Origin of the sequence: Streptacidiphilus jeojiense (assembly GCF_000719095.1) — a bacterium.
GTDB classification, from domain to species: Bacteria; Actinomycetota; Actinomycetes; order Streptomycetales; family Streptomycetaceae; genus Streptacidiphilus; species Streptacidiphilus jeojiensis.
In genome coordinates this window covers 466586-491236 of sequence record NZ_JOEH01000004.1, presented here as the reverse complement: position 1 = coordinate 491236, position 24651 = coordinate 466586, and the positions used below count along the sequence as shown (strand labels likewise).

Annotated in this window: 21 protein-coding genes; 12 read left to right on the top strand and 9 right to left on the bottom strand. The window is 71.3% G+C overall.

The annotated features are described in order from the left end of the window. The first annotated feature begins 104 nt into the window (after positions 1-104). Both IF29_RS0107030 and IF29_RS0107025 read left to right on the top strand, forming a co-directional pair. Positions 105-1112, top strand: a complete 1008-nt coding sequence (locus tag IF29_RS0107030; protein ID WP_030251112.1) for a DUF2637 domain-containing protein — start codon at positions 105-107, stop codon at positions 1110-1112. A 46-nt stretch (positions 1113-1158) separates the two neighbouring features. Then, positions 1159-2334: an ROK family transcriptional regulator gene (locus IF29_RS0107025; protein WP_030251109.1), complete on the top strand. Its 1176-nt coding sequence runs from the start codon at positions 1159-1161 to the stop codon at positions 2332-2334. Positions 2335-2394: 60 nt separating this feature from the next. On the opposite strand, the gene IF29_RS0107020 is transcribed toward IF29_RS0107025, so the two are convergent. The 6 genes from IF29_RS0107020 to IF29_RS0106995 all read right to left on the bottom strand — a co-directional run bounded on the left by IF29_RS0107020 (position 2395) and on the right by IF29_RS0106995 (position 7173). Beyond that, a complete protein-coding gene (locus IF29_RS0107020; RefSeq protein ID WP_030251106.1) occupies positions 2395-3504 on the bottom strand; it encodes a DUF475 domain-containing protein in 1110 nt (369 codons plus the stop codon). A gap of 121 nt (positions 3505-3625) precedes the next feature. Continuing rightward, on the bottom strand, positions 3626-4204 hold the full coding sequence (locus IF29_RS0107015) for a TerD family protein (RefSeq protein ID WP_030251104.1): 579 nt from the start codon (positions 4202-4204) through the stop codon (positions 3626-3628). Positions 4205-4313: 109 nt separating this feature from the next. Further along, positions 4314-4889 (bottom strand): TerD family protein, encoded by a 576-nt coding sequence (locus tag IF29_RS0107010; protein ID WP_030251101.1) that lies wholly within the window; start codon positions 4887-4889, stop codon positions 4314-4316. A 171-nt stretch (positions 4890-5060) separates the two neighbouring features. Beyond that, positions 5061-5519, bottom strand: a complete 459-nt coding sequence (locus IF29_RS0107005; RefSeq protein ID WP_030251098.1) for a peroxiredoxin — start codon at positions 5517-5519, stop codon at positions 5061-5063. A 150-nt stretch (positions 5520-5669) separates the two neighbouring features. Further along, entirely contained in the window at positions 5670-6599 is a 930-nt protein-coding gene (locus IF29_RS0107000) for a hypothetical protein (RefSeq protein ID WP_030251095.1), read from the bottom strand. Positions 6600-6726: 127 nt separating this feature from the next. Further along, complete coding sequence (locus IF29_RS0106995; protein ID WP_030251092.1) at positions 6727-7173, bottom strand: DUF3052 domain-containing protein; 447 nt, start codon at positions 7171-7173, stop codon at positions 6727-6729. Between the two features lie 540 nt (positions 7174-7713). On the opposite strand from IF29_RS0106995, the gene aceE reads away from it, so the two are divergent. From aceE to IF29_RS0106980, 3 genes are all read left to right on the top strand, one after another. After that, positions 7714-10464, top strand: a complete 2751-nt coding sequence (aceE, locus tag IF29_RS0106990) for a pyruvate dehydrogenase (acetyl-transferring), homodimeric type (RefSeq protein ID WP_030251090.1) — start codon at positions 7714-7716, stop codon at positions 10462-10464. A gap of 176 nt (positions 10465-10640) precedes the next feature. After that, on the top strand, positions 10641-11411 hold the full coding sequence (locus IF29_RS0106985) for a G1 family glutamic endopeptidase (RefSeq protein WP_030251087.1): 771 nt from the start codon (positions 10641-10643) through the stop codon (positions 11409-11411). 414 nt (positions 11412-11825) lie between these two features. After that, complete coding sequence (locus IF29_RS0106980; protein ID WP_157623632.1) at positions 11826-13028, top strand: alpha/beta hydrolase; 1203 nt, start codon at positions 11826-11828, stop codon at positions 13026-13028. Between the two features lie 117 nt (positions 13029-13145). On the opposite strand, the gene IF29_RS0106975 is transcribed toward IF29_RS0106980, so the two are convergent. Further along, positions 13146-14162, bottom strand: coding sequence for an aldo/keto reductase (locus IF29_RS0106975; protein WP_030251082.1), 1017 nt, complete (start codon positions 14160-14162; stop codon positions 13146-13148). Beyond that, positions 14159-14593 carry a MerR family transcriptional regulator gene (locus IF29_RS0106970; protein WP_030251079.1) on the bottom strand — a complete coding sequence of 145 codons (435 nt, stop codon included), beginning with the start codon at positions 14591-14593 and terminating at the stop codon, positions 14159-14161. Before IF29_RS0106970 ends, IF29_RS0106975 begins: the two co-directional genes overlap by 4 nt. Before the next feature lie 199 nt (positions 14594-14792). Between IF29_RS0106970 and IF29_RS0106965 the strand changes: the two genes are divergently transcribed. Further along, positions 14793-17267, top strand: a complete 2475-nt coding sequence (locus IF29_RS0106965) for an N-acetylmuramoyl-L-alanine amidase (RefSeq protein ID WP_051724970.1) — start codon at positions 14793-14795, stop codon at positions 17265-17267. 114 nt (positions 17268-17381) lie between these two features. Then, complete coding sequence (locus IF29_RS0106960) at positions 17382-18209, top strand: serine hydrolase domain-containing protein (RefSeq protein ID WP_030251074.1); 828 nt, start codon at positions 17382-17384, stop codon at positions 18207-18209. Positions 18210-18341: 132 nt separating this feature from the next. On the opposite strand, the gene IF29_RS0106955 is transcribed toward IF29_RS0106960, so the two are convergent. Next, positions 18342-19091, bottom strand: a complete 750-nt coding sequence (locus tag IF29_RS0106955) for a pirin family protein (protein WP_030251071.1) — start codon at positions 19089-19091, stop codon at positions 18342-18344. A gap of 233 nt (positions 19092-19324) precedes the next feature. Here IF29_RS0106955 and IF29_RS0106950 point away from each other — a divergent pair, with 233 nt between their 5' ends. The 5 genes from IF29_RS0106950 to IF29_RS0106930 all read left to right on the top strand — a co-directional run bounded on the left by IF29_RS0106950 (position 19325) and on the right by IF29_RS0106930 (position 24400). Continuing rightward, positions 19325-20521, top strand: a complete 1197-nt coding sequence (locus IF29_RS0106950; RefSeq protein WP_051725015.1) for a PucR family transcriptional regulator — start codon at positions 19325-19327, stop codon at positions 20519-20521. A 193-nt stretch (positions 20522-20714) separates the two neighbouring features. Then, a complete protein-coding gene (locus IF29_RS0106945; protein WP_030251067.1) occupies positions 20715-21662 on the top strand; it encodes an ACP S-malonyltransferase in 948 nt (315 codons plus the stop codon). Beyond that, entirely contained in the window at positions 21659-22693 is a 1035-nt protein-coding gene (locus IF29_RS0106940) for a beta-ketoacyl-ACP synthase III (protein WP_030251063.1), read from the top strand. Before IF29_RS0106945 ends, IF29_RS0106940 begins: the two co-directional genes overlap by 4 nt. A 76-nt stretch (positions 22694-22769) precedes the next feature. Next, entirely contained in the window at positions 22770-23012 is a 243-nt protein-coding gene (locus tag IF29_RS0106935; protein ID WP_030251060.1) for an acyl carrier protein, read from the top strand. Positions 23013-23131: 119 nt separating this feature from the next. Beyond that, on the top strand, positions 23132-24400 hold the full coding sequence (locus IF29_RS0106930; protein WP_030251057.1) for a beta-ketoacyl-[acyl-carrier-protein] synthase family protein: 1269 nt from the start codon (positions 23132-23134) through the stop codon (positions 24398-24400). The last annotated feature ends 251 nt before the right edge of the window (positions 24401-24651 follow it).

Sequence of the window (24651 nt, the reverse complement as noted above, 5' to 3'; positions counted from 1 at the left end):
TCCGCCGCCTCCGGGGGACACCGTCGCCGCACCATCGCCCGACCCTGTCCCCCCAGTCCATGGCCCCCCGTGCCGACCGACCCGAAGCCGAGGCTATCCGCTTTATGAACCTTTCCTCCATACAGCTGGTGTGGCTGGCCGTTGGATGTGCGATCGCCCTGGTCATCGCGGTCGTCATGGGCCTGCTGCGCACCAAGAAGCCCAAGCACGCCGCCGAACCCAGCGACTCCTGGGAACGCAGCGAAGCACGCCGCCGCCGCAAGGAGACCATCTACGGCAGCGCGTCCTACGTCCTGCTGTTCGCCTGTGCCTCGGTCGCCGCGGCGCTCTCCTTCCACGGACTGGTCGGCTTCGGCCAGCAGAACCTGAACCTCTCCGGCGGCTGGGAGTACCTGGTCCCCTTCGGCCTCGACGGCGCCGCGATGTTCTGCTCGGTGCTCGCGGTCCGCGAGGCCAGCCACGGCGACGCCGCCCTCGGCTCCCGCATGCTGGTCTGGCTCTTCGCCGGCGCCTCCGCCTGGTTCAACTGGGTGCACGCCCCGCGTGGCGGCGACCACAACGGCGCCCCGCAGTTCTTCGCCGGCATGTCGCTGTCGGCCGCGGTGCTGTTCGACCGGGCGCTGAAGCAGACCCGCCGTGCCGCGCTGCGCGAGCAGGGCCTGGTGCCCCGCCCGCTGCCGCAGATCCGGATGGTCCGCTGGCTGCGTGCGCCCGTCGAGACCTACCAGGCCTGGTCGTTGATGCTGCTGGAGAACGTCCGCACGCTGGACGACGCGGTCGAGGAGGTCCGCGAGGACAAGCGCGAGCGCGAGGCCGCCGCCGCCCGGCAGCGCAGCGAGAACCGGCGTGAGCGCGCCGAGTTGAAGGCCATCTCGCGTTCCGCACCGCTGCGCGAGCTGACCACGCTGGAGGCGTCCGGCAGTGCCGAGACCGCCGCCGCGCTGGAGCCCGCCTCGCCCCGCGGCGTGCTGCCGCGGCGCCGTCGCCACGACGCGCTGGAGAGCACCGCCCCGGCAGCGTCCACGACCGGCTCCGACGACGGTGACTCCCCGCTGCCGCGGCTGGACTCGCTGGAGAAGAAGCTCAAGGACCTGGAGCAGCAGTTCGGCTGAGCCGCCGACCGGGAGGGACGCGGGTCCAGGGCACTAAAGTGTGGGCATGATTGCCAGGCCCGCGACCTCCTCCACGCTCAAGGAGATCAACCTCCGGACCGTCCTGGACGTGATCCGCGCCGAGGCCCCGGTCTCCCGCGCGGAGATCGCCAGGCGGACCGGCATCTCCAAGCCGACCGTCTCCGCACTGCTCCAGGACCTCCTGGAGATGGGCCTGGTGTCGGAGACGGTCAGGGCCGAACTCGGGCCCACCTACGGCGCGCTGTTCTTCGCCCCGCGCCCGGAGGCCGCCTACGTGCTGGCGCTGGACGTCGGCGCCCGGCGGCTCCGCGGCGCGGTCGCGGACCTGGACGGCACCATCAGGATCCGCCGCGACGTCCTGGTCGAGGGCCTGGACGCGCCCCGGATCGTGCAGACCGGCGCCGAGCTCGCCGAGGAGCTCTGCGCCGAGGCCAGCATCCACCGCGGCGCGCTGCAGCACGCGGCCGTGGGCGTGCCCGGCGTGGTCGACCGCAGGGACGGGCGGATCTGGCAGGGCGCCAACATCCCCTCCCTGGACGGGTTCGCGGTGCAGGAGGCGTTCGAGCAGGCGCTGGGCATGCCGGCCACCGTGGAGAACGACATCCACCTGGCCGCCCTGGGCGAGCAGCGCCGCGGCAACGGCACCGCCGCCGAGAGCTTCACCTTCCTCTCGGTCGGCACCGGTGTCGGCGCCGGCCTGGTCCTGCACGGAGAGCTGCACCGCGGCTTCGCCGGCGCGGCCGGCGAACTGGACTGCGCGGTCGAGCCCGCCGAGTTCGACGCCCAGGACCCCTGCGCCGCCTCGCTGTTGCGCTACGCCGTGACCCGGCTCCCGGAGGAGGCCGCCCTGGGCGCGCTGACCACCGAGCGGGTCTTCGCACTGGCCCGCGAGGGCCACCCGGGCGCCTGCTCGGTGGTGGACGAGGAGGCCAGGCGGATCACCGGCTACCTGGCCCCGGTCGCGGCCGTCGTGGACGTGGAGCTGGTGGTCCTGGGCGGCGGCATCGGACTCAACGGCGACCTGCTGCTGGACCGGATCCGGGAGCGGCTGGCCGCCCGGGTCCCCTACCCGCCCCGGATCGAGGTCTCCGCCCTGGGCGACGCCGCCGTGCTGACCGGCGCCGTCTCGGTAGCCACCCGCGCCGCCCTGGAACAGATCCTCACCCTCCGCTTCGCCGCCCCGGGACACCGCAGACCGTAGGGCTCGAACGGCCCCACGGTCTGCGGTATCGGTATCGGTGTCCTGCTGGTACTGCGGTCGCTACAGCTCCGGGACGTCCCCTGCAGCTGCCAGTCGCTTGTTGCGCAGCACCGAGGAGAGCAGGGCGAGGCCGATGAAGGCCACGCCGATCAGGCCGGTGACGATCTCCGGGATCGTGTACTTGATGGAGACCATCAGGATGATGGCCAGCGCGCCGATGGCGTAGTGCGCGCCGTGCTCCAGGTAGACGTAGTCGTCCAGGGTGCCCTGGCGGACCAGATAGACCGTCAGCGAGCGGATGTACATGGCCCCGATGCCCAGGCCCAGGGTGATCTGGAAGATGTCCTGGCTGATGGCGAACGCGCCGACGACGCCGTCGAAGGAGAACGAGGCGTCCAGCACCTCCAGGTAGAGGAAGAGGAAGAACGCGGCCTTGCCGGCGACCAGGATGGCGGGCTTGCCGTTCTTCGCGGCCGGGGCGGCCGCGGCCTCCTCGGCGCCCTCCTCGTCCTCGTCCTCGTCCTCCTCGCCGGCCTCCTCGAACAGGTTGGACAGACCGCCCACGGCCAGGTAGGTGGTGAGCCCGGCGACGCCGGCCAGCAGAACCGTCTCTGCGCCGCCTTCGGCGAAGAAGCGGGCCGAGAGCATCAGCACGATCAGCGAGACGACCACCGACAGCTGGTCCAACTTGCCGATCTTCTCCAGCGGCTTCTCCAGCCACTCGAGCCACTGGATCTCCTTCTCACCGAGGATGAAGTCCAGGAAGATCATCAGCAGGAACATCCCGCCGAACGCGGCGATGGCGGGGTGGGCGGCGTCCAGGTGCTGGGCGTAGGTCAGCCCGGCCTCGGTCTTGGTGGAGTCCAGCGCCAGCTGCACCACGGTGACCGGGCTGATGTGCGCGGTGAGCGCCACCACCAGCAGCGGGAAGACCAGGCGCATGCCGAACACGGCGATCAGCACGCCGACGGTGAGGAAGATCTTCTGCCAGAACGGCGTCATCCGCTTCAGGATGGTGGCGTTGATGACGGCATTGTCGAAGGACAGTGAGATCTCGAGTACAGAGAGGATCAGGACGACGCCGAAGCCGTCCGCCCCCCAGAAATACGCGGCAGCCGCGAGGCCGATCAGGGTGATCCCGAAGGACCACCCGAAGGTACGGAGGAGCACGGAGGGGCCTGAACCTTTCTGTAGCGCGCGCAGCCACAGTCGCGGGGACCGCCCATCACGCCGTGTCCGTCACGCCGTGGGAGCGATCCCCGACAATCCCCGCCCTGCCCGCAAGATTCTCTTACTGAACGTTAACTCCGAAGTCTAGGGCGATCCCCCTGAGCCCGGACGCGTACCCCTGCCCCACCGCGCGGAACTTCCACTCGTTGTTGTAGCGGTACAGCTCACCGAAGATCATGGCGGTCTCGTTGGAGGCGTCCTCGGAGAGGTCGTAACGGGCCAACTCGGCGCCGTCGGCCTGGTTCAGTACCCGGATGTAGGCGTTGCGGACCTGGCCGAAGTTCTGCAGCCGGGCCTCGGCGTCGTAGATGGAGACCGGGAAGACGATCTTGTCGACCTGCGGCGGGACCTGGGTCAGATTGACCTTGACGACCTCGTCGTCCTCCGCGCCGGTGCCGCCGACGAGCTCGTCGCCCATGTGCTCGACCGAGCCCTCGGGGCTCTTGAGGTTGTTGTAGAAGATGAAGTACTCATCCCCCAGCACCCGGCCGTTGGAGCAGAGCAGAGCGCTGGCGTCCAGGTCGAAGTCGGCACCGGTGGTCGCCCTCGCCTCCCAGCCCAACCCGATCTGCACGGCGGTGAGGTTGGGGGCGGCCTTGGACAACGAGACGTTGCCGCCCTTGGCGAGCGTGACACCCATCTGTTCTTCCCTCCCTGGGAATCCTGCTGCTGCGGTACTGCTTGCCCCGCGGCTGCCCGCGGCCGTGCACGACGGCCGCGGGCAGCCTACGAGAAAGGCGTCCTGGACGTCAGACGTTGACGCCGAAGTCCTGGGCGATGCCGCGCAGGCCGGAGGCGTAGCCCTGGCCGATGGCCCGGAACTTCCACTCGGTGCCGTTGCGGTACAGCTCGCCGAAGACCATGGCGGTCTCGGTGGACGCGTCCTCGGTGAGGTCGTAGCGCGCGATCTCCTGGCCGCCGGCCTGGTTGACGACCCGGATGTAGGCGCTGCGGACCTGGCCGAAGCTCTGCTGCCGGTTCTCGGCGTCGTAGATGGAGACCGGGAAGACGATCTTGGCGACATTGGCGGGGACGGCCGCCAGGTTCACCTTGATGACCTCGTCGTCGCCCTCGCCCTCACCGGTGGTGTTGTCACCGGTGTGCTCGACCGAGCCGTCCGAGGACTTGAGGTTGTTGTAGAAGACGAAGTCCTTGTCCGAGACGACCTTGCCGGTTTCGGACGTGAGGATGGCGCTGGCGTCCAGGTCGAAGTCTGCGCCGGTGGTGGTACGAGCGTCCCAGCCCAGGCCGACGAGGACCGCGGTCAGGCCGGGCGCCTCCTTGCTGAGCGAGACGTTGCCACCCTTGCTGAGGCTGACACCCACGAGTCCTCCAGATGCAGGGGGAGCACTTCGCCGTGCCCCCGTTGGTGCGGTTGCGGTTTCTGTCCAGCCAACGGATCGATCGTAGTGGCCAGTTCCCTAAAATGTCGGGATCACGCATACCGCAAGCCGCACCACCGAGGGGTCTTACCGGAGATTTCCGGGCGACGCCGCTCAGATCGCGGCGAGCGCCTTCAGGTACTCCTGCTGGTCGCGCGCGTCCGGCAGGCCGTTGACGACGGTCCAGCGGACCACGCCGGCCTTGTCGATGACGAAGGTGCCGCGCACCGCGCAGCCCTTCTCCTCGTCGAACACGCCGTAGGCGCGGGAAGCTGCGCCGTGCGGCCAGAAGTCCGACAGCAGCGGGTACTCCAGGCCCTCCTTCTCGGCGAACACGCGGAGCGTGAACGGCGAGTCGTTGGAGACGGCCAGGATCTGCACGTCGTCGTTCTGGAACTGCGGCAGCTCCTTCTCCAGGCTGCAGAGCTCGCCGGTGCAGACGCCGGTGAACGCGAAGGGGTAGAAGACCAGAACGACGTTCTTCTCACCGCGGAAGTCGGAGAGCTTGACCAGCTCACCGTGCTGGTTCTTGAGCTCGAAGTCCGGAGCCTCGGTGCCGACCTCGATAGCCATGCTTACCTCTCAGGGATGCTTGCGGGCCCTCGGCTCAGCGCCGACGGAACCCTTGCGGACGTCGTGCCCGCGCTCATCCTGCCACCCGGGTCCGGCCCCTCCCGCATCCAGGTCACCCGCTGCGGTGCGGCGCCGGCGCGGCGGTCCGGGTCAGCGCAGACCGGGCAGCCGCCCGAGCAGTCCCACCACACCCACCGCGCGCCGCAGCAGCGCGCCACCGGGCAGCCCGGGCACCTGCTCCACCAGCGGGGCCAGCGCCATCAGCCCGCCGATCCGGTGCAGCCGGATCTCCCCCTTGGCCAGCAGCGAGGGCAGCGCAGCCCGCCCGATCGGGACGCCGAGCACGGTCGCCGCGGCCCCTTCGATCCCCGGGGTGTCGGCTCCGGGACCGCCACCGGTGCCGGACTCGGTCCGCCATCCCTGCGCGTCGGCACGGAACACCCAACCGCTGGTCCCCTCGCCCCACACCCCGGCCTCGGCGCGCAGCCCCTGCCGGTGGGCCAGTGCCCCGACCACGTCCACCATCGCGGCGACGGCGGCGTCGGTGACCGCCGGGGAGAGTCCGGCGCGCGCGGCGGCGCGGTCCGGGAAACAGTCCAGGGCCGCCAGGGCGACCTCGTGGGCGGAGGCGTGGATCTGGGTGAGCAGCGGCAGCGGGCCCAGCGCCGAGTCCAGCTCCACCAGGGCCAGCCCGGGCTCCCGCTCGACCTCGGCCAGCGCCTCGGCGATCCTGCGCCGCGCCTCGTCCAAGGCTGCCAGGACCCGGGCCGGGGGCTCGTCGGAGTGGTCCTGCCGCGGTGCCTCGGACAGCGGCGTCTCGGACAGCGGCGTCTCGGACAGCGGCGCCTGGGACGGCGGTGCCTGCGGCGGCGTCGGGGCGGGACCGCCGGCGGAGTCGCGGGCCTGGGCCATCAGCCGGGCCAGCACCGGGCGCTCGGGCCAGGAACCCAGTTCCGCCAGCCGGCCCAGGCCCTCGGACGGCAGCGTCCGGGCCAGCTCCAGCAGCCCGTCCCAGGCCCCCAGGGTCCGCTCGGCGAGTTCTCCGGGCGGCCCGGTGGCGACGCCGCGATGATGGTCCATCCCAGCATTCTGCCTGTTGCAGAACGCAACGGCCCGCCGTATCGGCCGAACCCGTGGTGCCGGGCGGCCGGTACGGCGAGCCGTCGCAGTGTTGAGCTGTCGGTCCCTCTGTTACGCCGTCAGCCGATCAGCGCTGGCCTGCCTTGGCGGCCTTGGGGGTGGCCAGCCGAACCGCCTGCCAGTCCTTGCTGACGGCGACGGTGCTGGTCTGGGAGAGGCCGGCGGTCTGCGCCGCTTCGGCGATGTCGCTGGCCTCGACGTGCCCGGTACGCCCGGTCTTGGGGGTGAGCAGCCAGACCAGGCCGCCCTCCACCAGGTACTCCTGGGCGTCGACGAGGGCGTCGGTGAGATCGCCGTCCTCGCTGTCCTCGCGGAACCACATCAGCACGGCGTCCGCGACGTCGTCGTAGTCCTCGTCGACGAGTTCGCTGCCGGTGAGGTCCTCGACGGCCTCACGCAGATCCTGGTCGACGTCGTCGTCGTAGCCGAGCTCCTGGACCACCTGTCCGGGCTGGAATCCCAACCGGTTTGCCGGGTTGGTCCTGTCCTCCGCGGGGTCCGCGGTCGCGCTCACGGGAATTGCCTCCTATATCCGACCCTGCCTCCTGAAGGCAGGGCTGTGGCCGTAGTCCACACGGGCGGGGCGTTCAGCGCAAGTACCCGCTCCCCGATCCCGTACCGACGACGATGCGCCGCAACGCGACACGCCGCCGAGCGTGACACACATCACGCCCATTTGCCCCAGTATCAAGCGGTGCGGCGGATCCGCGCAGCGGATTGCCGACTCACTTACCCCTCGCGCCGCCCCCTCACTCCCCGTACAGCAGTTCCGGAGCACTGCTCAGCCGGGCGTAGAGTTCCTGATTGGCCCTCCCCAGCCTCCCACCACCACAACGTCGTGGTTTCGGTCGGGCCGCTACGTCGCAGCCAGGACCCCCACCCAGGGTTCCGTCTGCACAGCTGGGCCGGTTTCACCCTAATGGGGAGCTTTTGGATGGAGACATCCCAGGGCACGAACCGGTTACCCACTGGTAGAGATGACGTTTCTCGACCTGCGGTCCACGATGGAGGCGGCGCGACACCACCTCAGTTCGACCGACAGTGAAGGAACAGCGTGGCTTCCGGATCCGATCGCAACCCGATCATCATTGGCGGCCTGCCCAGCCAGGTCCCGGACTTCGATCCCGAGGAGACCAGCGAGTGGCTGGAATCGCTCGATGCCGCCATCGACGAGCGGGGCCGTGAACGCGCCCGCTACCTGATGCTGCGGCTCATCGAGCGCGCCCGCGAGAAGCGTGTCGCCGTGCCCGAGATGCGCAGCACGGACTACATCAACACCATCGCGACCAAGAACGAGCCGTTCTTCCCCGGCAACGAGGAGATCGAGCGCAAGGTCCTCAACGCGACCCGCTGGAACGCGGCCGTGATGGTCTCCCGCGCGCAGCGCCCCGGTATCGGCGTGGGCGGCCACATCGCCACCTTCGCCTCCTCCGCGTCGCTGTACGACGTGGGCTTCAACTACTTCTTCCGGGGCAAGGACGCCGACGGCGAGTCCGGCGACCAGATCTTCTTCCAGGGCCACGCCTCCCCCGGCATCTACGCCCGCGCCTTCCTGCTGGACCGACTGAGCGAGCAGCAGCTCGACGCCTTCCGCCAGGAGAAGTCGAAGGCCCCCTACGGCCTGTCGAGCTACCCGCACCCGCGGCTGATGCCGGACTTCTGGGAGTTCCCCACCGTCTCCATGGGCCTCGGCCCGCTGGGCGCGATCTACCAGGCCCGGATGAACCGCTACCTCAGCGACCGCGGCATCAAGGACACCTCCAACTCGCACGTCTACGCCTTCCTCGGCGACGGCGAGATGGACGAGCCGGAGTCGCTGGGCCAGCTGTCGCTCGCGGCCCGCGAGAACCTGGACAACCTGACCTTCGTGGTCAACTGCAACCTGCAGCGCCTGGACGGCCCGGTCCGCGGCAACGGCAAGATCATCCAGGAGCTGGAGTCGCAGTTCCGCGGGGCCGGCTGGAACGTCATCAAGCTCATCTGGGACCGCAGCTGGGACCCGCTGCTGGCGCAGGACCGCGACGGCGTCCTGGTCAACAAGCTGAACACCACCCCGGACGGCCAGTTCCAGACCTACGCCACCGAGTCCGGCGCGTACATCCGGGAGAACTTCTTCGGCGGCGACCTGCGGCTGCGGAAGATGGTCGAGGACCTGACCGACCAGCAGATCCAGCACCTGGGCCGCGGCGGCCACGACCACGCCAAGGTCTACGCCGCGTTCAAGGCCGCCCGCGAGCACGTCGGCCAGCCGACCGTGATCCTGGCGCAGACCGTCAAGGGCTGGACCCTCGGTCCCAACTTCGAGGGCCGCAACGCGACCCACCAGATGAAGAAGCTGACCACCGAGGACCTCAAGCGCTTCCGCGACCGGCTGCACCTGCCGATCACCGACAAGCAGCTGGACGAGGGCTACCCGCCCTACTACCACCCGGGCCGCGACTCGGAGGAGATCCAGTACATGCACGACCGGCGCAGCGAGCTGGGCGGCTACATGCCGACCCGCAAGGTGCGCCCGGTCAAGCTGGAGCTCCCCGGCGACGACACCTACAAGCTGCTCAAGAAGGGCTCGGGCAAGCAGGAGATGGCCAGCACCATGGCCTTCGTCCGGCTGCTCAAGGACCTGATGCGGGACAAGGAGATCGGCAAGCGCTTCGTGCCGATCGCCCCGGACGAGTACCGCACCTTCGGCATGGACTCGCTGTTCCCCTCGGCGAAGATCTACAACCCGCAGGGCCAGCTGTACGAGTCGGTGGACCGCGAACTGCTGCTCGCCTACAAGGAGTCGCCGAACGGGCAGATGCTGCACGACGGCATCTCCGAGGCCGGCTGCACCGCCTCGCTGATCGCCGCCGGTTCCTCCTACGCGACCCACGGCGAGCCGCTGATCCCGGTCTACGTCTTCTACTCGATGTTCGGGTTCCAGCGCACCGGCGACCAGTTCTGGCAGATGGCCGACCAGCTGGCCCGCGGCTTCGTGCTGGGCGCCACCGCCGGCCGCACCACCCTGACCGGCGAGGGCCTGCAGCACGCCGACGGCCACAGCCAGCTGCTGGCCTCGACCAATCCGGCCGTGGTCGCCTACGACCCGGCCTTCGGGTTCGAGATCGCCCACATCGTCCAGGACGGCCTGCGCCGGATGTACGGCAGCAGCGCCGAGTTCCCGCACGGCGAGGACGTCTTCTACTACATGACGGTCTACAACGAGCCGATGCGGATGCCCGCGGAGCCCGAGAACGTCGACGTGGACGGCATCCTCAAGGGCCTGCACCGGTACGCCCCGGCGACCGGCGGCCAGATCCCGGCGCAGATCCTCGCCTCCGGCGTGGGCGTGCCGTGGGCCCTGGAGGCCCAGCGGATCCTCGCCGAGGAGTGGAACGTCAAGGCCGACGTCTGGTCCGCGACCTCCTGGAACGAGCTGCGCCGTGACGCCGTCGCGGTGGAGGAGTTCAACCTGCTCCACCCGGAGGAGGAGCAGCGCGTCCCGTACGTCACCAAGAAGCTGAGCGGCTCCGAGGGTCCCTTCGTGGCCGTCTCGGACTGGATGCGCGCGGTGCCGGACCAGATCGCGCGCTGGGTCCCGGGCCAGTGGCAGTCGCTGGGCGCGGACGGCTTCGGCTTCGCCGACACCCGTGGCGCGGCCCGTCGCTTCTTCCACATCGACGCCCAGTCGGTGGTCCTGGCGGTGCTCACCGAGCTCGCCAAGCAGGGCAAGGTCGACCGCTCGGCGCTGAAGGTGGCCATCGACCGCTACCAGCTGCTGGACGTGGCGGCGGCCCACCCGGGCGCGGCCGGCGGAGACGCCTGACCTGCAGTCAGTTCCCTCAGCACCCGCGGTATCCGGCCTCGGCCCGGCGACGTCACCGTCGCCGGGCCGAGGTTTTTCAGTGTGGATTTCTGTTAAACCACTGTGCGGGGTGGCAGCAGCCGCTACCTTGACGGTACTCCGACAACATCGGGATCCCCACCGCGAGAAGGAGCACCATGTCGACGACCCGTCGCATCACTGCCCTGTCCGCCGGCCTGCTGGCCGTCCTCGGCTCCGCCGCCCCCGGGCTGGCCGTGGCGGCCCCCGCGTTCAGCAACGCGCCGCTGCAGCTGTCCTCCCCGGCCGGCCACCACATGGTCGCGCAGGTAGGCGGAATACGGAACAGCACGTCCTCGAACTGGTCCGGCTACGCCGCGACCGGCGCCAAGTTCACCAGCGTCAGCGCCAGCTGGGTCCAGCCCACCGGCAAGTGCACCAGCGCCACCACCTACTCCAGCTTCTGGATCGGACTGGACGGCGACGGCAGCAACTCGGTCGAGCAGACCGGCAGCGAGGTGGACTGCTCCGGCGGCTCCCCGCAGTACTACGCGTGGTACGAGATGTACCCGGCCTACCCGGTGAACTTCTCCAACACGGTCCGGCCCGGCGACCACTTCACCTCCTCGGTCACCGAGAGCGGCAGCGGCTCCTTCAAGCTGGTGCTCTCGGACACCACCCAGGGCTGGAGCAGGACCGTCACCAAGACCCTGGCCAGCGCCGCGCTGGCGTCCGCCGAGGTCATCGCCGAGGCCCCGTCCAGCAGCTCCGGTGTGCTGCCGCTGACCAACTTCGGCACCGCGTCCTTCACCAGCGCCACCGCCAACGGCCAGCCGATCGGGAACTTCTCCCCCGACCAGATCAACATGGCCTCCGGCTCCACCACCAAGGCCACCACCTCCGCCCTCTCCGGCGGCAACGCCTTCACGGTGACCTGGAAGCACAGCTGACCCCAGCCCCGCAGTCCTCGGGCCCACACCCCTGCTACCGGGGTGCGGGCCCGAGGTGCGCTCCGCGCCAGGGGTGCGGCGGGTGAGATAGGTCGCTGGTAAGAAAAGCCTTGAGGCCGCCGACACGAGCGAAGCCGTTCATCACACCGGTTCCCTCGTTCCGGGGACGGTCCGCGTGGCCGCCGGCCCGGGTCCACCTGGGTCCCCGCAGGCTTCGCGAGGGCTTTCCGTGTGTGAAGCAGCCGTGAATCTGTGGGCCGATTGGCGCTCCTTGTGACGGTTGTCGCAGTTTGGTTGTACCGGGTACAGCGTACGCAGACCGGTATTGCGCTTACGCTGACGCAGAGCATCTCAGCAAGACCTCCGGGCACGGCCCGTATGACGGTCGCCCCACGCCCAAGGAGAGTCACGCGTATGCGGTTCAGGCGCACGCTGATAGCTGCGATGGTGTCCTTCACTGTTCTCGCCGGCACCGGTGCCGCGGCCGCGGGCGCCGCGGTCTCCGACGAGCAGATCGCGATCACCACTCCGCCGGCCGGCAGCAAGGCCTGGACCCAGGACCACTCGCTGGGCCGCGACCTCCCGAACCCGGCCAAGGCCACCGCGGCCGAGGTCGCCGCGTTCTTCGCCTCCCTCACCACTGCCCAGCAGCAGCGGTTGGTACACGCCTACCCGCTGGTGGTCGGGAACTTCGACGGTGCCCCGCTGGCCCTGCGCTACCAGGCCAACGCGATCGCCATGGAGCAGGAGCTCGCCACCCAGAAGGCCCGCGCCGCCGACACCTCGCTGACCGCCTCCGACCGTGCCTCCGCCGCCGGACGGGTCGGGATGCTGAACACCCTGCTCACCCCCGGCCGCCAGATCCTGGCCTTCGACCCGCGCGGACGCGGCCTGGTGGCCGAGGTGTACGGCAACCTGTCCACCGCCCAGCGGGTGTCGGTGCTGGTCCCCGGCTCCGACATGGACCTGGCCCACTTCGAGCGCACCGACCAGCCGCTCAAGGGCGCCGCCGGGATGGCGCAGGCGCTGCGCGCCGAGGAGGAGGCGGTCTCACCGGGCACCAGCACCGCGGTCATAGCCTGGTCCGGCTACGTCACCCCGGTCGGACTGGGCGCGGACGCGGCCACGGCCCGCCTCGCCGAGGCCGCCGCGCCGCGGCTGGAGAGCCTGCTCGACGGGCTCAAGATCACCTCGCACCCGGAGACGGCGCCGTCGCTGTACTGCCACTCCTACGGCTCGGTGGTGTGCGGGATCGCCGCCCCGAAGATCGACGCCCCGCAGGGCGTCACCGACATGGTGGTCTTCGGCAGCCCCGGGATGGACGTCTCCGACGCCGCGGACCTCGGCACCGGGGTGCGGCTGTGGGCCACCGCGCGCAACCCCGGCGACTGGATCGGCAACGTGCCCTACCTGGAGGTCGCCGGGCTCGGCCACGGGGCCGACCCGACCAGCACCGACTTCGGCTCCCGCGTGATCGCTTCCACCGGGGCCAACGGGCACAACGGGTACCTGTCACCCGGAACCGCGAGCCTGCGGAACTTCGCGGACATCGCGCTGGACCGGTACCAGGACGTGGTGTGCAGCAACAACAACGGCGGGTGCATCTCGGGGCTCTGAGCCCGGGTGCGGCTGAGTGGTCGGCTTGTCGCGCAGTTCCCCGCGCCCCTGACGTGTTGCAACTGAGCCAGTTGCAGACCCATAGGGGCGCGGGGAACTGCGCGACAAGCCACAGGCCTACTCGCGCGCGGCCGACGTCCCGGTCATGTCCGCGTACCGGTCGCCCACCACCGCGGCGGCGATCGGCTCCAGTGCCGCCAACTCCTCGGAGCTCAGGTGCAGCGCCGTCGCCCCGGCGTTCTCCTCCAGGCGGCTGCGCCGACGCGTCCCGGGGATCGGCACCACCGCGAGCCCGTGCACCTCGGCCTGCTGCTGGACCCAGGCCAGGGCGACCTGCCCGGCCGTGGCCCCGTGCGCTGCCGCGATCTTGTGCACCGGGGCGAGCAGCGCAGCGTTGTGCGCGGCGTTGTCGCCGGTGAAGCGGGGCTGGTGGTTGCGGAAGTCGGCCGCCCCCAGCTCGCCCGCATGGGCGAAGGCACCGGTCAGGAAGCCCCGGCCGAGCGGCGAGTAGGGCACGAAGGCCACCCCCAGCTCGGCCGCCGTCGGCACCGCGGTCCGCTCCACGTCCCGGGAGAACAGCGACCACTCCGACTGCAGCGCCGTGATCGGGTGCACCGCGTGCGCCTCCCGCAGTTCGGCGCCGGTGACCTCGGACAGGCCCAGGTACTTGACCTTCCCCGCCGTCACCAGCTCCCCCATCGCGCCGACCGACTCGGCCAGCGGCACCTCGGGGTTGCGGCGGTGCATGTAGTACAGGTCGATGACGTCCACGCCGAGGCGGCTCAGGCTGGCGTCGACGGCCTGCCGGATGTACGCCGGGTCGTTGCGCACGGCCCGGTAGGTGGGGTCGTCGATCCGGCGTTCGATGGAGTACTTGGTGGCGACCACCACCCGGTCCCGGTTGGCCCGCACGAACGGGCCGATGAGCTTCTCGTTCTCGCCGAAGCCGTACATGTCGGCGGTGTCGAAGAAGGTGACCCCGAGCTCCAGGGCCCGGTCCAGGGTGGCCAGGGCCTCGGCGGTGTCGGTCTCCCCGTAGAAGTCGCTCATGCCCATGCAGCCGAGGCCCTGGACGCCGACCACCGGGCCGCCGGTGCCGAGCGTGGTGGTCGCGATGGCGTTGTTGCTGCTCATGTCTGCGTCTGCCTCTCCGCGTACAAGTCGATCTTGTGGTCGATGATCATCAGCGTGGCCTGGAGGTCCGCGATCCGCCGGCGCACCTCGTCGCGGTGCTGGATCAGCAGTTCCTGGCGGGCGGCGGCGGTGTGCTCGCCCTCGCGCCGCAGTTCGGCGTAGCGGACCATGTCCGCCACCGACATCTGGGTCAGCCGGAGCTTGTTGAGGAACTCCAGCCAGACCAGGTCGCGGTCGCTGAACCGCCGCTGGCCCGAGTGCGAGCGGGCCGGGGGCTCCAGCAGGCCGATCCGCTCGTACCAGCGCAGAGTGTGCGCGGTGAGTCCGATCCTGGCGACCACCTCGCCGATGGTGTGGCGCGGCGTGTCGTCGGCCTCCGCCGGTGCTGCCGCCGAGTCCGATGTCTGCAGTGCCGCGATCGCCGGTGCCATGTTTCGAACCTACCGACTATGAGTGCGCTCTAAGCAAGCGCACCGGGCGGTCACAACCGACGCCCCGGTCCGCGACCCGGTGGCCCGCCCCCAATAGGATCAGCCGATTTACAGTCGACCGGAACACAAGGGGCGGGACATGGGCAGACGAGCACGCGGCGTCGATCGCAGTCGGAAGCGACTCAGGACGCGGGCGCTGGTGACCGCCGGTGTCCTGCTGGTCGGCAGTGCCGGTGTGGTCGCGGTCCTGGACTCCGGATCGGGCAGCGCCTCGGGTACCTCGGCCGGCGCAACCGCCCAGCCCATCGTCCCCTCGGTGAGCGCGCTCGCCCTGACCGCGGACTCGGACCGGAGCGCCACCCTGGCGGCTCGCTCCACCAAGGCGTTCAGCTCCGTCGGCGTCACCTGGACCGGCGCCGCCGCCAAGCTCTCCGGCACGGTCGAGGTGCGGACCCGGTCCAGCGCCGACGGCCGCTGGAGCGGGTGGACCGCACTGGGCGCTGAGGACTCCCTCCCGGACCCGGACGAGCTGGGCCGCAGCGGGGTCCGCGGCGGCACCGAGCCGCACTGGGTCGGCCCCTCCGACGGGGTGCAGGTCCGGGTCGCCGCCGCCAAGGGCGTGACCGCCCTCCCGGCCGGGCTCACCGTCGACCTGGTCGACCCCGGCGTCGCGAGCGGCACCGGCGGATCCACGACGGACATGGCCGCAGCGGGCTACGCGATGGACGACACCTCCGCCTCGCCGAGCGACAGCGCGAGCGACTCCCCCGCGGCCACGGACAGCATCGGCGCGACCGACAGCGCCAGCGCGACCGCGACGGACTCCGCCACCGACACGGCGACCGACACCGGCAGTGCGGCCGCCACGGACAGCGCCTCCGCCTCGGCGAGCGCCGAGGACACCACCACCGCCACTGCGTCAGCCTCCGCCTCGGCGTCCGCGAGCGCGTCCGGCTCCGCCGGCACGTCGGCCTCGGCGAGCGCCTCGGCGTCCGCGAGCGCCAGTGCCACGCCGGTCGCCTCCCAGCTGCCGACCCTGGCCCAGGCCTACCCCAGCTGCACCGGCGCCGCGACCACCACCAAGACCTCGCCCTCCCCGCTGCCGGCCGTGACCAGCAGCAGCATCGCCGCCCCGACCGTCGTCAGTCGGGCCTCCTGGGGCGCCGACGAGTGCCTGCGCGAGACCGGCTACCCGGCCTACGGCACCGCGGTGAAGGTGGTGTTCGTGCACCACACCGACGACAGCAACAGCTACAGCTGCTCCAGCTCGGCGGCGATGGTCCGCAGCATCTACGCCTACCACGTCAAGGTCCAGGGCTGGCGCGACATCGGCTACAACTACCTGGTCGACAAGTGCGGCACCATCTTCGAGGGCCGCTTCGGCGGCCAGGCGCTGCCGGTGGTGGGCGCGCAGACCTACGGTCTGAACACCAACAGCATGGGCATCGCCGCGATCGGCACCTACACCGACCTCACGGGCGGCGACTCGGCCGACGGCAAGGGCGCGACGCCCACCAAGGCCATGCTGGGCTCGATCGCCCGGATCACCGCCTGGAAGCTGGGGATGTCGAAGACCAGCCCGCTGACCGGCAAGGGCACCCTGGTCGAGGCCGGCACCTACGCCGGCAGCGGCAACAAGTTCAAGACCAACCAGCAGGTCACCCTGAACGCGGTGTCCGGGCACCGGGACGGCTTCGCCACCGACTGCCCCGGCAACCAGCTCTACAACGACCTCGGCCTGATCCGCTCCTACGCGGCCGGGCCGGTGACCGGCCTGTCGGTGACCGGGGTCGCCGGCGCCGCCAAGTCCGGGAGCAGCTGGTACACCAAGGGCAGTGTCACGGTCAGCTGGTCCACCGCCACCCCCGGCGCGGTGATCTCGGGCTTCGCCGTCCTGGTGGACGGCAATGTGGTCGCCCGTACCGGTGGCAGCGCCACCTCGGCCGCGGTCACCGTGGGCGCCGGCAGCCACAGCGTCAAGGTGGTGGCCACCCACGTCAGCGGCGCCGCCACCACGTCGGCCGCGTTCACCCTGGTCCGTGACAACACCGCACCGACCTTCAGCACCGCCCCCTCGGTGGGGCTGCGCACCGGCACCGTCTACGCGAGCAGCGTCCCGGTGCTGCTGAGCTGGCGGGCCGCGGACAACCTGGCGCTGGCCTCGGTCAACGCCACCTCGCCCAGTTCCGCGACGCTGGGTGCCTCGGCCACCGGCTGGTGGACCTGGCAGGCCGTGGGCAAGAGCAGCCTGTTCACGCTGCGGGCGGCCGACGCCGCCGGCAACACCGCCACCGCCTCGGTCAGCGCCACCCCGAAGCTGGTGCCGGAGACCTCGTCCAGCCGGACCGGCAGCTGGACCACCAGCTCCAGCAGCAACTTCCTCGGCGGACGCGCCTACACCTCCAAGGCGAAGAACGCGACCATCAGCTGGACCTTCAGCGGCCGCTCGGTCGCCTGGGTCGCCAACCGCTCCACCACCTCGGGGCAGGCATACGTCTACGTCGACGGCGTCAAGGTCGGCACGGTGGACCTCAAGGCCACCAGCACCGCCTACCACCAGGCGGTGTGGACGAAAACTTGGTCCGGTAGCGGCAAGCACACCGTGAAGATCGTGGTCGTCGGCACCTCGGGCCGGCCCACGGTCACCACGGACGGCATCGCGGTCATCGGCTGACGCCCGGCAGGTGACGGTCGGCGGCTGACAGCTGTCGTCATCTGTCAGCCGTCATCGGTCAGCTGCGGCACGGCCGCCCCGGTCCGGTCACTCGGCATCGATAGTCTGTCCGTCATGGACAGCCTGCTGATGATCGACAAGTGGCCGGTACCGACGGCGGCCGCCGCCGTGGTGCTCCGGGACGGCACCCTGGCCGGGGCGCGCGGACCGCAGCAGCACGCCTTCCCGCTGGCCTCCGTCACCAAGCCGCTGAGCGCGTTCGCGGTACTGGTCGCGGTGGAGGAGGGGGCGGTCGAGCTGGACCAGCCGGCCGGCCCCGAGGGCTCGACGGTCCGTCACCTGCTGGCCCACACCTCGGGGCTGGCCTTCGACGAGCACCGGCAGATGGCCGCCCCCGGCACCCGCAGGCTCTACTCCAACGCCGGCTTCGACGTGCTGGCCGACACCGTGGAGAAGGCCACCGGCATCCCCTTCCCGCAGTACGCCGCCGAGGCCGTGTTCCAGCCGCTGGGCATGGCCGACACCCGGATCGACCCGGCGTCCAAGAGCCCGGCCGGTGCGGGCGGTGTGTCCACCGCCGCCGACCTGGCCCGCTTCGCCGCCGAACTGCAGGCCCCCCGGGTGCTGCACGCCTCCACCCTGGCCGAGGCCACCACCGTGGCTTTCCCCGGCCTGGACGGCGTACTGCCGGGCTTCGGGCACCAGCGGCCCAACGACTGGGGGCTCGGCTTCGACCTGCGCGACCACAAGACGCCGCACTGGATGGGCCGGAACAGCGCCCCCACCGCCTTCGGCCACTTCGGCCAGGCCGGGACCTTCCTGTGGGTGGACCCGGTCGCCGGGGCTGCCTGCGTGGCCCTGACCGACCGTGACTTCGGCACCTGGGCCGCGGAGCTGTGGCCCCCGTTCACCGACGCGGTGCTGCGGGAACTGGCCGGCTGAACGGGGCTGGATCCTGGGTGCGGCTTGTGCATGGCTGGTCGCGCAGTTCCCCGCGCCCCTATGGGCAGCCCCCTAGGGGCGCGGGGAACTGCGCGACCAACCCCCTACGGTCCGCACCAGAAATCCCCCGGCTCAGCCGTAGCGCACCGCTGAGTGCATCTCCCACAGCAGCGCCTCCACACCCTCCGGCCCCGCCACCGGGTCGACCGGCACGGCTGCTGCCCCGCTCATCCTCAGGCTGTCACCGGGGCCCAGCTCCCGGCCCACCCCGCGCGGGCCGCCCGCGGTGCGGAAGCCCAGGCCGCCGCGGACCACATGCAGGTAGCGGTAGTCGGCCGCCGGCAGCGCGGGCAGCGCCGCGCCGGGGCCGACCCGCAGCAGGTGCAGGGCCGCGTCGGCGCGCCGCAGCTCGCCCAGGCCGGCCAGGGTGAGCAGCCCGGAACCGGTCGGCGCGGGCCGCAGCGCATAGCGGGGCTCCGCCCCGAACTCGTCCGGCTGCAGCCAGAACTGCACGAAGCGCACCGGACCCGTCGCGGCGCCGACGTTGCCCTCGCTGTGCACGGCCCCGCTGCCCGCGCCCAGGTACTGCACCTGTCCGGGCCGGACCACCGCCGCGTGGCCGTGGTCGTCCCGGTGCGCCAGCGCGCCGTCCAGCACCCAGGTCAGGATCTCGGTGTCGCGGTGCTTGTGCGGGGCGAAGCCCGCACCGGCCGCCAGGGTCTCCTCGTTGCAGGCCAGCAGCGCCCCGAAATGCGTGTTCGCCGGGTCGTAGTGGCCCGCGAAGGAGAAGGCGTGCCGGGTCAGCACCCCCGGCTCGGGCGCTGAGGCGTAGCGCTCGAACGCGAGGTGGACCGTGAGGGCGGGGGCGGGCTGTTCGGACACGCGCCCGACGCTACCGTGCCCGGGTTGTGACCGTTGCCACGCATCGGGAAGCTCCTGCTCGGCGCGCATCCCTCCGTACGTAGGGCAGTCTTGTGCCTGTGCCAGCCGTCCCAGTCGATAAGCCAGCGAAGAAGACCGCCAAGAAGGCCGCAGCCAGGGCGACGCCGCCCGCCGCGCCGCCGGACGGGCCCGGGCCGGAGCCCGAGCGCCGGGGATCGCCCCGGGGGACGGCGATAGAGCGCCGGACCGCCGCCGAGCGGGCCGAGCGGCATGCCGCCACGCTCAAACGGCTGGAGAAGGCGGCCGGGAAGCTGTCCACCGCGGCCATCGCCCGGATGGACGAGCAGCTGTCCTGGTACCGCAACATGCCGCCGGAGCACCGCTCCTGGATCGGTCTGGTCGCCCAGGCCGGTATCGCCGCCTTCACCGAGTGGTTCCGCCACCCGGAGGCGCCCCAGGCGATCAGCACCGACGTGTTCGGCACCGCCCCGCGCGAGCTGACGCGGGCGGTGACGCTGCGCCAGACCGTGGAGATGATCCGCACCACCATCGAGGTGGTCGAGGAGGCCATCGACGAGGTCGCGGCACCGGGCGGCGAGGACGGGCTGCGCGAGGCGGTGCTGGTCTACGCCCGGGAGATCGCCTTCGCGACGGCCCAGGTGTACGCGCAGGCCGCCGAGGCGCGCGGGGCCTGGGACGCCCGGCTGGAGGCGCTGGTGGTCAACTCGCTGCTGTCCGGCGACGCCGACGAGGGCGTGCTGTCCCGAGCTGCGGCGCTGGGCTGGGGATCGCCCGACCGGGTGATGGTGGTGATGGGCAGCGCGCCCGCCGGGGACAGCGAGCTGGTGGTCGAGGCCATCCGCCGGGCCGCCCGGCACGCCAAGCTGCATGTGCTGACCGGGGTGCTGGGCGCCCGGCTGGTGGTCGTGGTCGGTGACGGCGGCCGGAACCCGGACCGGGTCTGGGACCCGGTCCCGGCCGCCCGGGCGCTGATCGGGCAGTTCGCGGCGGGTCCGGTGGTGATCGGCCCGACCGTCGGCGACCTGCTGTCGGCGACCCGCTCGGCCCAGGCCGCCGCGGCCGGACTGCGGGCCTGCGCCGCCTGGCCGGACGCGCCGCGGCCGGTGCTGGCCGACGACCTGCTGCCGGAACGGGCGCTGGCCGGGGACCAGGCGGCCCGCACCCAGCTGGTCGAGGAGATCTACACCCCGCTGGACGAGGCCGGGTCCGCGCTGCTGGACACCCTGTCGGTCTACCTGGAGCAGGCGTCCTCGTTGGAGGGTGCGGCGCGGATGCTGTTCGTTCACCCCAACACCGTTCGCTACCGACTGCGGCGTGTGACCGATGTCACCGGGTATGCGCCCAGCGACGTCCGCTCCGCCTTCACCCTGCGCATCGCCCTGGCGCTGGGGCGGCTGCAACCGTCATGACCTGCGGCTGCGACCTCCCGGGGGGCCGTCGACCACGCCCCCGGGCACACCCCCGGCCGACCGGCATGGGGGCAGGGACACCCCGAGTGACCTGCTGAAGTAGCGAACTGTAGAGAATCCACAACGGTGGCTGCGGTTATTGGTCGCCGTCCCCACCCGCGTCCGGTACGTCCGGCGAGAGAAGGTTGGTTCTGTGCTCGTAATCGTTTCTCCCGGACAGGGCGCCCAGACGCCAGGATTCCTCGCCCCTTGGCTCGAGGTCGACGGTGTGGCCGACAGGCTGCACTGGTGGTCCGCCGTGGCCGGGCTCGACCTGGTGCAGTACGGCACCGAGGCCGACGCGGAGACGATCAAGGACACCGCCGTCGCCCAGCCGCTGCTGGTCGCCGCCGGGATGGCCGCGGGTTCCGTGCTGTTCCCCGGCTCCGAGACGCCGTCGGCCCGGCTGGGCGCGGTCGCCGGGCACAGCGTCGGTGAGATCACCGCCGCCGCGTTCGCCGGGGTGCTGTCGCCCGAGCAGGCCGTCGCCTTCGTCCGGCAGCGCGGACTGGCCATGGCCGGGGCCGCCGCGCAGACCGCGACCGGGATGTGCGCGGTGCTGGGCGGGGAGCCCGACGAGGTGGCCGCCAAGATCGCCGAGCACGGCCTGACCGCCGCGAACAACAACGGCGGCGGCCAGATCGTCGCCGCCGGCACGGTCGAGCAGTTGGAGGCCTTCAAGGCCGACCCGCCGGCCAAGGCCCGGATCATCGCCCTCTCGGTCGCCGGCGCCTTCCACACCGAGCACATGGCCGCCGGGGTGGAGCGGCTGGCGCGGCTCGCACCGGGCCTGACCGTGCAGGACCCGCAGACCGCCTATGTCTCCAACGCCGACGGCAAGACCGTGGACGGCGGCGCCGAGGTGCTGAGCAGGCTGGTCTCGCAGGTCGCCAACCCGGTCCGCTGGGACCTGTGCATGGAGGCGCTGGAGCGGTTGGGCGCGACCTGTGTGATCGAGGTCCCACCTGCTGGGACGCTGACCAACCTGGTTAAGCGCAACCTGAAGGGGGTGGCTACCCTCGCTCTGAAGACTCCGGACGACCTCGACAAGGCCCGCGAGTTGATCGCTGAGCACGCCGCACCCGAGGGGACCGCTTCATGACTGCCACTCCTGCCATCACCCCCAGCACCGGGGCCGCGTTCGCACGCATCCTGGGCGTCGGCGGCTACCGCCCGGTCCGGGTGATCCCCAACTCCGAGGTGCTGAACTGGATCGACTCCTCGGACGAGTGGATCCGCACCCGCAGCGGGATCACCGAGCGCCGCTGGGCCGGCCCGGACGAGACCGTCGCCGAGATGTCGGTGCAGGCCGCGGCCAAGGCCATCGCCCAGTCCGGGATCGCCCCCGAGCAGATCGGCGGCGTGATCGTCGCCACCGTCTCGCACCTCAAGCAGACCCCCGCCATCGCCACCGAGATCGCCCAGCGGCTCGGCTGCGGCACCGCCCCGGCCTTCGACATCTCCGCCGCCTGCGCCGGCTTCGGCTACGGCCTGAGCCTGGCCGACGGCATGGTCCGCAGCGGCAGCGCCGAGTACGTCGTGGTCATCGGCGTGGAGCGGCTGTCCGACCTCACCGATGTGACGGACCGTTCGACGGCTTTCATCTTCGGCGACGGCGCCGGCGCGGTCGTGGTCGGCCCGTCCGAGACCCCCGGCATCGGCAAGGTGATCTGGGGCTCCGACGGGGCGCAGAAGGAGGTCATCAGCCAGACGCAGGCCTGGGACACCGCCTTCGCCAAGCCGGACGCCGTCAACGGCACCGGCGACGAGGTGAAGTGGCCGGCCCTGCGCATGGAGGGCCAGGCGGTCTTCCGCTGGGCCGTCTACGAGATGGCCAAGGCCGCCCAGCGCGCCCTGGACGCCGCCGGGATCACCGCCGACCAGCTCGGCGCGTTCATCCCGCACCAGGCCAACATGCGCATCATCGATGCCATGATCAAGACGCTGAAGCTGCCCGAGAGCGTTCCGGTCGCCCGCGACATCGCGGAGACCGGCAACACCTCGGCCGCCTCCATCCCGCTGGCGATGGAGCGCATGCTGCAGAGCGGCGAGGCCAAGAGCGGCGACCTCGCCCTGATCATCGGGTTCGGGGCGGGTCTGGTCTACGCGGCCGCTGTGGTTACCCTGCCGTAAGTCACGAATCCACAATGACGACCGTGCTCCGCATTCCGGCGGGCACGGACAGTGCACAACACGAAGGAGTGCCGACATGGCCACCAAGGACGAGGTCCTTTCCGGTCTCGCGGAGATCGTCAACGAGATCGCCGGGATCCCGGCCGAGGACGTCGAGCTGGACAAGTCGTTCACCGACGACCTGGACGTCGACTCGCTGTCCATGGTCGAGGTCGTCGTCGCCGCCGAGGAGCGCTTCGGCGTGAAGATCCCGGACGACGAGGTCAAGAACCTGAAGACCGTCGGCGACGCCGTGGACTTCATCCTCGCCAACAGCTGACTCGCAGCAGCTGAGCCTCAGCGGCTCGACCCGGGTCGTCCCCCGGCCCGCTACCGGGCCGGGGGCGCCCCGCCCCCTCCTCAGCCCAATCCAGCAGACGTACACGTGGGAGATTTGCAGTGACCAACGACAGCCGCACCGTGGTCGTCACAGGGATCGGCGCTTTCACGCCGCTCGGCGGCGACGCCGCCTCCACCTGGGAGGGCCTGGTCAACGGGCGTTCCGGGGTACGGCTCCTGGAAGAGGAATGGGCCACCGACATCCCGGTGCGCATCGCCGCCCGCACGGCGGTGGAGCCCGGTGACGTCATCCCCAAGCACCAGACCCGCCGGCTGGACCGCTCGGCGCAGTTCGCGCTGATCGCGGCCCGCGAGGCCTGGGCCGACGCCGGCTTCGAGACCGCGGCCACCGCCCCCGGCTCCACCGTGGACCCGGACCGCCTCGGCGCGGTCGTCGCCTCCGGCATCGGCGGCGTGACCACCCTGCTCGACCAGTACGACGTGCTGAAGGAGAAGGGCGTCCGCAGCGTCTCCCCGCACACCGTGCCGATGCTGATGCCCAACAGCCCGGCGGCCAACGTCGGTCTGGAGATCGGCGCGCGGGCCGGCGTGCACACCCCGGTCAGCGCCTGCGCCTCCGGCGCCGAGGCCATCGGCTACGCCATCGAGATGATCCGCACCGGCCGCGCCGACGTGGTGGTCGCCGGCGGCACCGAGGCGGCCATCCACCCGCTGCCCATCGTCGCCTTCTCCAACATGATGGCGATGTCCAAGAACAACGAGCACCCGCAGGCCGCCTCGCGCCCCTACGACAAGGCCCGTGACGGCTTCGTCCTGGGCGAGGGCGCCGGCGTGATCGTGCTGGAGTCCGCCGCGCACGCCGCCGCGCGCGGCGCCAAGGTGTACTGCGAGGCCGTGGGCCAGGGCCTGTCCTCGGACGCCCATCACATCGCGCAGCCCGAGCCCACCGGCGCCGGCATCGCCCGCGCGCTGACCCACCTGTTCGAGTCGACCGACCTGGACAAGGCCGAGGTGGTGCACCTCAACGCGCACGCCACCTCGACCCCGCAGGGCGACGTCGCCGAGATCAAGGCGCTGCGCAAGGAGCTCGGCGACCACGTCGACCACATCGCCATCTCCGCGACCAAGTCGATGACCGGCCACCTGCTCGGCGGCGCCGGCGGCATCGAGACCGTCGCCACCGTGCTGGCCCTGCACCACCGCCAGGCCCCGCCCACCCTCAACGTGGACGACCTGGACCCGGAGGTCGACGCCGACATCGTCACCGGCGAGGCCCGCAAGCTCCCTGAGGGCCGGATCGCCGCCCTCAACAACTCCTTCGGCTTCGGCGGCCACAACGTGGTCCTGGCCTTCCGCACCACCGACTGACCCGTCGGCAGCAACCGGAACCGGGCAGCGCCCGGCACAACGCCCCCACGTGGGCGGCTGTGCCGGGCGCTGCCCGGTTCTGACGTCCGATCAGCCGGTCTGGCCTACCTGGTCCACCACGGAGCGTGAGAGCACGGCGGAGATGCCGAGCACGGTGTCGGGCTTGACCCCGGGTTCCAGTGATACGGATCACAGCGGTGCCGATCGAACTGACATCTTGTCACCCCGCCGCACCGGTCCCTACTCTTTGA

Excerpts from the sequence above, each read along its gene's own strand:
- IF29_RS0107030 (WP_030251112.1), top strand. The coding sequence starts at position 105 with ATGAACCTTTCCTCCATACAGCTGGTGTGGCTGGCCGTTGGATGTGCG.
- IF29_RS0107025 (WP_030251109.1), top strand. The coding sequence starts at position 1,159 with ATGATTGCCAGGCCCGCGACCTCCTCCACGCTCAAGGAGATCAACCTC.
- IF29_RS0107015 (WP_030251104.1), bottom strand. The coding sequence starts at position 4,204 with ATGGGTGTCACGCTCGCCAAGGGCGGCAACGTCTCGTTGTCCAAGGCC.
- IF29_RS0107005 (WP_030251098.1), bottom strand. The coding sequence starts at position 5,519 with ATGGCTATCGAGGTCGGCACCGAGGCTCCGGACTTCGAGCTCAAGAAC.
- IF29_RS0107000 (WP_030251095.1), bottom strand. The coding sequence starts at position 6,599 with ATGGACCATCATCGCGGCGTCGCCACCGGGCCGCCCGGAGAACTCGCC.
- IF29_RS0106985 (WP_030251087.1), top strand. The coding sequence starts at position 10,641 with ATGTCGACGACCCGTCGCATCACTGCCCTGTCCGCCGGCCTGCTGGCC.
- IF29_RS0106980 (WP_157623632.1), top strand. The coding sequence starts at position 11,826 with ATGCGGTTCAGGCGCACGCTGATAGCTGCGATGGTGTCCTTCACTGTT.
- IF29_RS0106975 (WP_030251082.1), bottom strand. The coding sequence starts at position 14,162 with ATGAGCAGCAACAACGCCATCGCGACCACCACGCTCGGCACCGGCGGC.
- IF29_RS0106970 (WP_030251079.1), bottom strand. The coding sequence starts at position 14,593 with ATGGCACCGGCGATCGCGGCACTGCAGACATCGGACTCGGCGGCAGCA.
- IF29_RS0106960 (WP_030251074.1), top strand. The coding sequence starts at position 17,382 with ATGGACAGCCTGCTGATGATCGACAAGTGGCCGGTACCGACGGCGGCC.
- IF29_RS0106940 (WP_030251063.1), top strand. The coding sequence starts at position 21,659 with ATGACTGCCACTCCTGCCATCACCCCCAGCACCGGGGCCGCGTTCGCA.
- IF29_RS0106935 (WP_030251060.1), top strand. The coding sequence starts at position 22,770 with ATGGCCACCAAGGACGAGGTCCTTTCCGGTCTCGCGGAGATCGTCAAC.